Raw genomic sequence first — 7716 nt, forward strand, 5'->3', positions numbered from 1 at the left:
CAATTTAACCGTAATACTTAACATTCCAATCGCTTTTTTCCTTTTTTCGATTATGGTATGGTTTTGACTTATCTATTTATTTAGAGAGTTCGAAAAATGTCCCGGTTTATTATTTTCAGTGTTCCCATCAAGCTTCCAAACAAGCTATTCTTTGTAAATCTTCAATAAATTGGTTCGAGAACAGTCCCGCTCTGAGTACAATAACACGCAAGTACCGTCGTACTTGCGTGTTTCTATCAAACTTTCTTTTATAGACGCTAACAATAATACCTAAGGGGTAACTTATGAAATTCTATAATTAGTAAGTGCCGACGATCAATACTTTTTTCTATTTAGTTCGATTTGGTCAGGAACAAATGAAGATTTCCTTAATCTCCCGGCAATTATCGGTGCCGTAATTTTAGGTATAGTTTTAACAACATTCGGACTAGTGGGTTTTAAATCAATTCTATTAACACAAACCCCTCGAGTTATTGTTCATACTGCTGTATGCTCATTTATATTTAATGCCCTAATAGGGGGTTTCCTATTATAAATACGGCCGCTTGAGTGTACCGTAAAATCGTGAGCAAAAAAACCAACATGAAAAAAAGCGCTGACCATCCTAAGCAACTACAAAAGTGCCTTACCGGCATTAAAGGCTTTGACGAAATTACTGACGGCGGCCTTCCGAAAAACAGGACCACTTTAGTTAGTGGAAGTACAGGCTCCGGAAAAACCCTTTTTGGGATTGATTTTTTAATCAACGGTGCGATCAAATTCAAAGAGCCCGGCGTATTCATGTCCTTTGAAGAAACAGAAGATGAACTTTATAAAGACGTGGCTTCTCTAAACCTGGATTTACAAGGGCTTGTTTCCCAAAAAAAAATCCTGATTGCACATGTTCTTTTGGAGCGCAAAGATATACAGGAGCTTGACTTTAACCTGGAAGGGTTATTCGTTCGTTTGGAACATGCCATTGATTCCATTGGCGCCAAACGAGTTGTTTTAGATTCTATTGAATCTCTGTTTGCAGGTATCACAGATGCTGGCATTCTTCGCTTAGAGATAAAAAGACTTTTTAGGTGGCTTAAGGAAAAAAAAGTAACCGCGGTTGTTACCGGAGAGCCTATACAAGAATTTTATACCCGGCATGGCCTGGAACAGTACATTTCCGACTGCATCATTCTTCTGGATAACAGGGTTAAGGATCAAATTGCCATTCGTAGGATCCGTATAGTTAAATATCGGGGTTCAAAACATGGAACAAACGAATATCCTTTCGTTATTGATAAAGATGGACTTTCTGTAATCCCCATCACATCAGCGGGGCTTGATCAACCAGGCTTGTCTATGAAAGTTTCGACAGGAATTCCATCATTAGACAAATTGTTCAAAGGAGGTAAACCAGGTTATACCATGGGAAGCACAGTGCTTGCTTCAGGTACCGCAGGCACCGGAAAAACAAGCTTAGCTGCTGCATTCGCTTTGGCAAGTTGTAAACGTGGCGAACGCTGTCTTTTCTTATCCTATGAAGAATCTGCAGGGCAGCTCACTCAAAATATGAGTTCTATAGGTTTTCATTTTGAACCGATGATAAATAAAGGGCTCTTAAAGATTGTTTCTACCAGACCTTCCTTTTTTGGTTTGGAAATGCATTTACTTGATCTATATAAGCTTATTGCAGAATTCAAACCAAAAGCGGTTGTTATAGATCCACTGACAAGTCTAATTGGAGAGGGGGACCAGCGTGAAATCCGATCAATGATTACCCGCATGATCGATCTTTTAAAATCCAATGGCATCACAAGCTTTTTTACAAGCCTTGTTTCTTCAGCCTCACAAAACGACACAAGCGGTGAAATTGGGGTCTCCTCTTTAATCGACACCTGGATAGTAGTGAGAGAGTTAGAAGAAGACGTCAGTAAAAAACGAATTCGTGGACTTTTCATTGTTAAGTCTCGTGGCACGGGCCACGACAGTGATGTACACAAATTAATTTTGAGTGATGATGGAATTAAATTGGTGCCAATGGACGGTAAATCTACAGCGGTAGCGGATAAGAAAAAGAAAATCGGTAAAAATGTTTCTGAGGGTGAAAAATTAATTAAGCAAGATAAAGGTGATTAATAAAAAAAGGGGTGTATCTTTCGTAGATATGGGAGCATCACATCCTAACCTAATTGTTGGTATTGGCGGCTCAGCGGGAGCACTTAATGCATATAAGGCATTATTGGATGCCATGCCGTCAAATACGGGTATGGCCTTTGTCATTATTTCTCACATGAACCCCACCGCCGTTAGTCAGTTAGTTGAAATTCTGTCGCGCCATACCAAAATGACTGTAAGAGTGGCTGCTGAAGCGATGCTAATTCAGGCAAATTGCGTTTATGTGATTCCTCCTGATGCGGATCTTCTAATGGAGAATTATACTTTCAAAGTCATCTCCCCACGCTCCGGCAGGAATAAACAGGTGGATTTATTTTTTACATCTTTGGCAGAGGCAATGGGCGATCGTGCGATTGGTATTGTACTTTCCGGATATGATGGTGATGGCACAAAGGGCTGCAAGCAAATCAAGGCAAACGGAGGAAAAACCTTTGCTCAGGACCTGTCTGCCGAAGTCGACTTCATGCCGCTCAGTGCCCAGGACTCAGGTAATGTAGATTTCGTAATACCTCTCGACGAAATTCCAGATAAACTAAAAAGTTTGGCGGCTGCGCTTAAAACTAATTCCATTTGATAGGAACTTTTTATATAACCTAAGAGATTACACGACCTTAAAAATAATGTCTCTTATATTTTACCAAATACTTAGATGGTTCGATTTTTGTCCCACCTTGTAATTATTAATGTGTCCATTAAGCCACCAAACAAGCTATTCTTTGTAAATCTTCAATAAAATGGTTCGAGAATAGTCCCGCTTTGAGTACAAAAACCTCGCAAGTACCGACGTACGTGCGGGGTTTTTTATTTTTATATTTTTTTGCCGGATTTTTTAAATAATTGTGTTTTTAGGCTCAAATTCTTTAGGTACCTAGCAGAAGTGTGTTCTAATTTTGATTTCATCTGTTTTGACTTAATTATAAATAATTAAGTCAGATATTAATATTGGACTTAATTATTAGGTAGCGGAGTGATATTTCCTCTAAAGTTAAATCATACGATTGTAATAATTAGTCAAAAAAGCTTAAATTGCAAATACAGATACTTTTTAAGCAATTCAAATGAAAATAAAATATAGCATCATTATATGCTTTGCATTAGTCATAGCTTTTTTTGTCGCACAATCTTTTTATTCCCATTATCAGAAGAAAGTTACCTCAACAAAACAGTTTTGGTTTAAAGGTTTTAGCGGCCATGTTGCCATATGTGGTTCAGCATATAATCCTGCAGATACAAACTTAGTTATTCCTGCGTTAAAAGGCTGGGGCAGATACAAATTGAAAATTACGACTACGTCTGACAGTGCCCAATTTTATTTTAATCAGGGGTTAAGCATGTATTATGCTTTTCATTCGATTGAAGCGATCGCATCTTTTACCAAAGCAACCCATTTTGACCCTCAGTGTGCAATGGCATGGTATGGCAAATCATTGGCTATGGGTCCAACTATTAATTATCCAAATGGCTATTCTCCTCCCACCGGTGCTTACGAAGCATCTGTGGAAGCTAATACTTTTAGCCCTAATTGTTCTCCACTGGAAAAGGAACTTATTAAAGCTATGGGCCATCGGTACAGTAAAGACAGCACCATCAGCGTAAAGCAGCTGAGAATTAACTATTCCGAGGCTATGCAAGTGGTATATTCTAAATATCCTAACAATGCCGATGTAGTAACGCTTTATGCAGATGCTTTGCTACTATTGCACCCGTGGGATTTATACACCCACGATTTTACACCAAAGCCGTGGACCGCCCAAATACGATCCTTGTTAGAACATGCACTCGCTATCAGCCCAAAACACCCCGGTGCAAACCATTACTATATTCATACAATGGAAGCATCATCTACCCCGCAAATGGCTTTAAACAGTGCGCATATACTGGATACATTGATGCCGCTGGTGTCGCATATCACGCATATGCCCTCACACATATATATCCGCACGGGTGATTATCAGCGAGGAATTAAGGATAATAACGCTGCAATCAGGGGATATAGTCTTTATTTGAAACAATATGAACCCATAATAAATGGAGCTGCATTATACCAAATCCACAACATACATTTAAAAATTAACTGCGCACAAATGGGCGGTAATTATAAAACAGCTATCAACAGTTCTGACTCTCTTAAAGCCATTATACCTTTGGCTTATCTATCTTTAAAAGGTGCCGACGGCAATTTTTTCCAATACGTCTATATGCAGCCAGTATTAACACTGGTTCGTTTTGGTAAGTGGAATGCTATTTTGGAAATCAAATTAATAGATACGGTTGCCTATGCATCAATAATAATGCATTTTTCAAAAGGTTTAGCCTGGTGCGGGAAGGACAACCTCATTAAAGCTGACAACGAGTTAAAAATGCTGAACGATAAAATGGATGATGCATCTTTAAAGGCACCTCTTGATAATTTTAGTTCCGCTTATGAAGCAGCTGATGTTGCCCGACTTATTTTACAGGGGGTTATTTCTGAGAAACAAAAACGTTATAGTACCGCCGCTAATATCTTAAAAAAGGCTGTAAATGCCGAAGACAAACTAATCTATAACGAGCCTCGTGATTGGCCTCTACCTGCAAGGCAATGTTTGGGAGAACTGTTGTTAAAAGCAGGCAGATACAACGGAGCAATTAAGGTGTTAAAAAAGGACTTGGTTGTTAATCCTAATAATGGCTGGGCATTAACTGGGCTTAGATTGGCTTATAAAAACACAGGTGATGATTTAGCTTTGAATAAAGTACGACAGCAATTAAGAACTGCCTGGAAAATAAAAGATTTGACCATTGACAAACCTGTGTTCTAAAAGCTACCTCAACTTAAAATCACCAAAATATTCTATTAAAATTGTTTTAGCAGATTTTCATGAAATTCTTGTATTTAACAAATACTAATGGTTCGACTTTTTCGTCTACGCACGGTCTGTCACCGACGATCCCGCCGAGACAAAAGCCCAAATATACCTTGTTTAGAAAGACGAACTTCTAATGCCTGATAAGTTTAAAACAATTTTCATATTTAAAGCTTATAACATCACTTACCTGTTAATTATTTTATTCAGGCGGGTTTTTGCAAAAAATCCGCCTGAAGACTTTTTAATATTGACTTTGCTTTTTAAAATATTTTAAAGTAAACAATATCATCAAATTACCAATCACTAAAATATACAACTATGATGAACAACAATGGAGGTTTCGGTGGAATGCAAATATATTGGTGGCTCACCATTATCGTTTTACTCTTTGTAATAATAGGATTTTTCGGCTGGTTCCGGAAAAGAAATTAAAACCCGTAAGCTAAAAATAAATCGTATTAGTAAAGGTATGAGGGGGGTATCGACCACCTGGCTTTTACAAATACGAATGTTTAAAAGATTCCATAATATGTTTTAGACCTTAAGAAAATCACAAACCGGTTTTGTAATTTAAATAATACCTATTGAGATGACAAAAATGCCAGGGGATATGGATCATAGTAAAAAGCAACAAGACCAAAATCCGCACAAGGGTATGTCGGAGCATGACCACCATGCGATGATGATCACCGATTTTAAAAAGCGCTTTTATGTGGTGTTGGCGCTTACCATTCCAATCATGCTGCTATCAACCATGATTCAGCGTTTCATGGGTGTCAACTGGTATTTCACTGGTTCAAGCTATATTTTGTTTGTAATGTCTACAGTTGTTTTCATTTATGGCGGCTGGCCGTTCCTGACAGGTTTGATTAGCGAGGTGAAAGCAAAAACCCCGGGGATGATGTTCCTGATCGGCTTTGCTATTACAGTTGCTTACAGTTATAGTACGGCAATTGTGTTCGGCTTAAAAGGAATGGATTTCTTTTGGGAACTGGATACGTTGATCCTGATCATGTTGTTAGGCCATTGGATAGAAATGCGCTCGGTTATGGGGGCATCCAATGAACTTGAGTTGTTGGTACAGCTAATGCCGGCAGATGCACACCTGGTGATGAATGATAAGGTGCATGATGTCAAAACGGATACTTTAAAAGAGAAGGATATCATATTGATTAAGCCGGGTGAAAAAGTTGCAGCAGATGGGATCATACTGGACGGAGAAAGTTATCTCAATGAAAGTATGCTGACAGGGGAATCAAAACCGGTAAAAAAAGTAAAAGGAGATAAAGTTATTGCCGGTTCCATCAATGGCAACGGCTCTTTTAAAGTTACCGTATCACATGGGGCGAAAGACTCTTATCTCTCGCAGGTCGTCAAGCTGGTAGATGATGCACAAAAGTCAAAATCACAAACCCAGTTGCTGGCAGATACCGCCGCAAAATGGTTAACTATTATCGCACTGTTGACTGGTATTTCAACGTTCCTGTTTTGGTTTTTAACCGGGCATCCCTTGTCCTTTGCGATGGAAAGAATGGTTACCGTAGTTGTAATCTGTTGTCCGCATGCCCTTGGGCTGGCCGTACCCTTAGTGGTAGCTAAATCAACTGCTTTGGCCGCAAAACATGGATTATTGATCAAAAACAGGAATGCATTCGAAGATTCGAGAAAGATTACAACGGTAGTGTTTGATAAAACAGGTACGCTTACGGTAGGGAAGTTTGAAGTATCTAAAGTTGTTTCGTCAGATAAAGACATCAAAGAAAATGAACTGGTACGCCTGGCATCTGCGCTGGAACAAAACTCTGAGCATCCCATTGCCACAGGTATCCTGCAAAAAGCAAAGGATTTAAAAATAACCGTTCCGAAAGCGGAGAACTTTAAGGCGATCACCGGCATGGGAGTTGAAGCGACCGTAGAAGGAAAAAAGCTGTTGGTGGTTAGTCCCGGTTATTTAAAGGAAAATAAATTAGCGCTGCCAGAGGGCTTTACCGCCGATGATACAGAAACAGTCGTATTTGTAATTATTGATAAAAAATTGGCCGGATATATGGCGCTGTCTGATAAAATACGATCAGAATCAGCAGAGGCGATTAAAGTTTTAAAGCAAGAAAACATCAAATCCATACTGCTTACCGGTGACAATAGTAAAGTGGCAGCAAGCGTAAGTAAAACTTTGGGTATGGATAGTTTTATCGCCGAAGTACTGCCAGATCAAAAGTTGAAAGAAATAAAGGCATTACAAAAAAAAGGCGAGTTTGTAGCCATGACCGGCGACGGCGTGAACGATGCGCCTGCATTGGCCCAGGCGGATATTGGTATCGCCGTGGGTTCAGGGAGCGATATAGCCGCTGCCACCGCTGGAATTGTTTTGGTAAACAGTAATCCAAAGGATATTGTGAATTTAATCTTGTTTGGTAAAGCGACTTATCGTAAGATGATCCAGAACCTGGTCTGGGCAACAGGTTATAATGTTATTGCTTTGCCGCTTGCGGCAGGGGTATTATATAACCAGGGTATTGTATTAAGCCCGGCCATGGGTGCGGCATTAATGACGGTAAGTACCGTTGTTGTAGCTATCAACGCGAGTATGCTTAAAGTAAAAGCTTAGATCCATTAACGTGGCTTTATTATTGGGTATATATTAAGAACACTAACTAAAGAAAACATGAAAAGAATAATGATCGCCCTGACTGCCCTTACATTAAGTTGTAGCGTAATG

4 protein-coding genes are annotated in these 7716 nt (G+C 39.3%); all 4 read left to right on the forward strand.

The annotated features are described in order from the left end of the window. Window positions 1-582 precede the first annotated feature (582 nt). The 4 genes from kaiC (at window position 583) to QZY09_RS04165 (ending at window position 7605) form a co-directional block, all read left to right on the forward strand. The gene (gene kaiC / locus QZY09_RS04150) at window positions 583-2109 is read left to right on the forward strand and encodes a circadian clock protein KaiC (RefSeq protein WP_295668496.1); all 1527 of its coding nucleotides are present in this window, start codon (window positions 583-585) and stop codon (window positions 2107-2109) included. Next, the gene (locus QZY09_RS04155; protein ID WP_295668500.1) at window positions 2102-2722 is read left to right on the forward strand and encodes a chemotaxis protein CheB; all 621 of its coding nucleotides are present in this window, start codon (window positions 2102-2104) and stop codon (window positions 2720-2722) included. The genes kaiC and QZY09_RS04155 overlap by 8 nt, the downstream gene beginning before the upstream one ends. A gap of 484 nt (window positions 2723-3206) precedes the next feature. Next, window positions 3207-4949 (forward strand): hypothetical protein, encoded by a 1743-nt coding sequence (locus tag QZY09_RS04160; RefSeq protein WP_295668503.1) that lies wholly within the window; start codon window positions 3207-3209, stop codon window positions 4947-4949. A 637-nt stretch (window positions 4950-5586) separates the two neighbouring features. After that, window positions 5587-7605: a copper-translocating P-type ATPase gene (locus tag QZY09_RS04165; RefSeq protein WP_295668506.1), complete on the forward strand. Its 2019-nt coding sequence runs from the start codon at window positions 5587-5589 to the stop codon at window positions 7603-7605. The last annotated feature ends 111 nt before the right edge of the window (window positions 7606-7716 follow it).

The organism is uncultured Mucilaginibacter sp., assembly GCF_903913935.1.
Lineage (GTDB): Bacteria > Bacteroidota > Bacteroidia > Sphingobacteriales > Sphingobacteriaceae > Mucilaginibacter.

Coding starts and splice junctions, on each gene's coding strand:
- QZY09_RS04160 (WP_295668503.1), top strand. CDS start 3,207: ATGAAAATAAAATATAGCATCATTATATGCTTTGCATTAGTCATAGCT.
- kaiC (WP_295668496.1), top strand. CDS start 583: ATGAAAAAAAGCGCTGACCATCCTAAGCAACTACAAAAGTGCCTTACC.
- QZY09_RS04165 (WP_295668506.1), top strand. CDS start 5,587: ATGACAAAAATGCCAGGGGATATGGATCATAGTAAAAAGCAACAAGAC.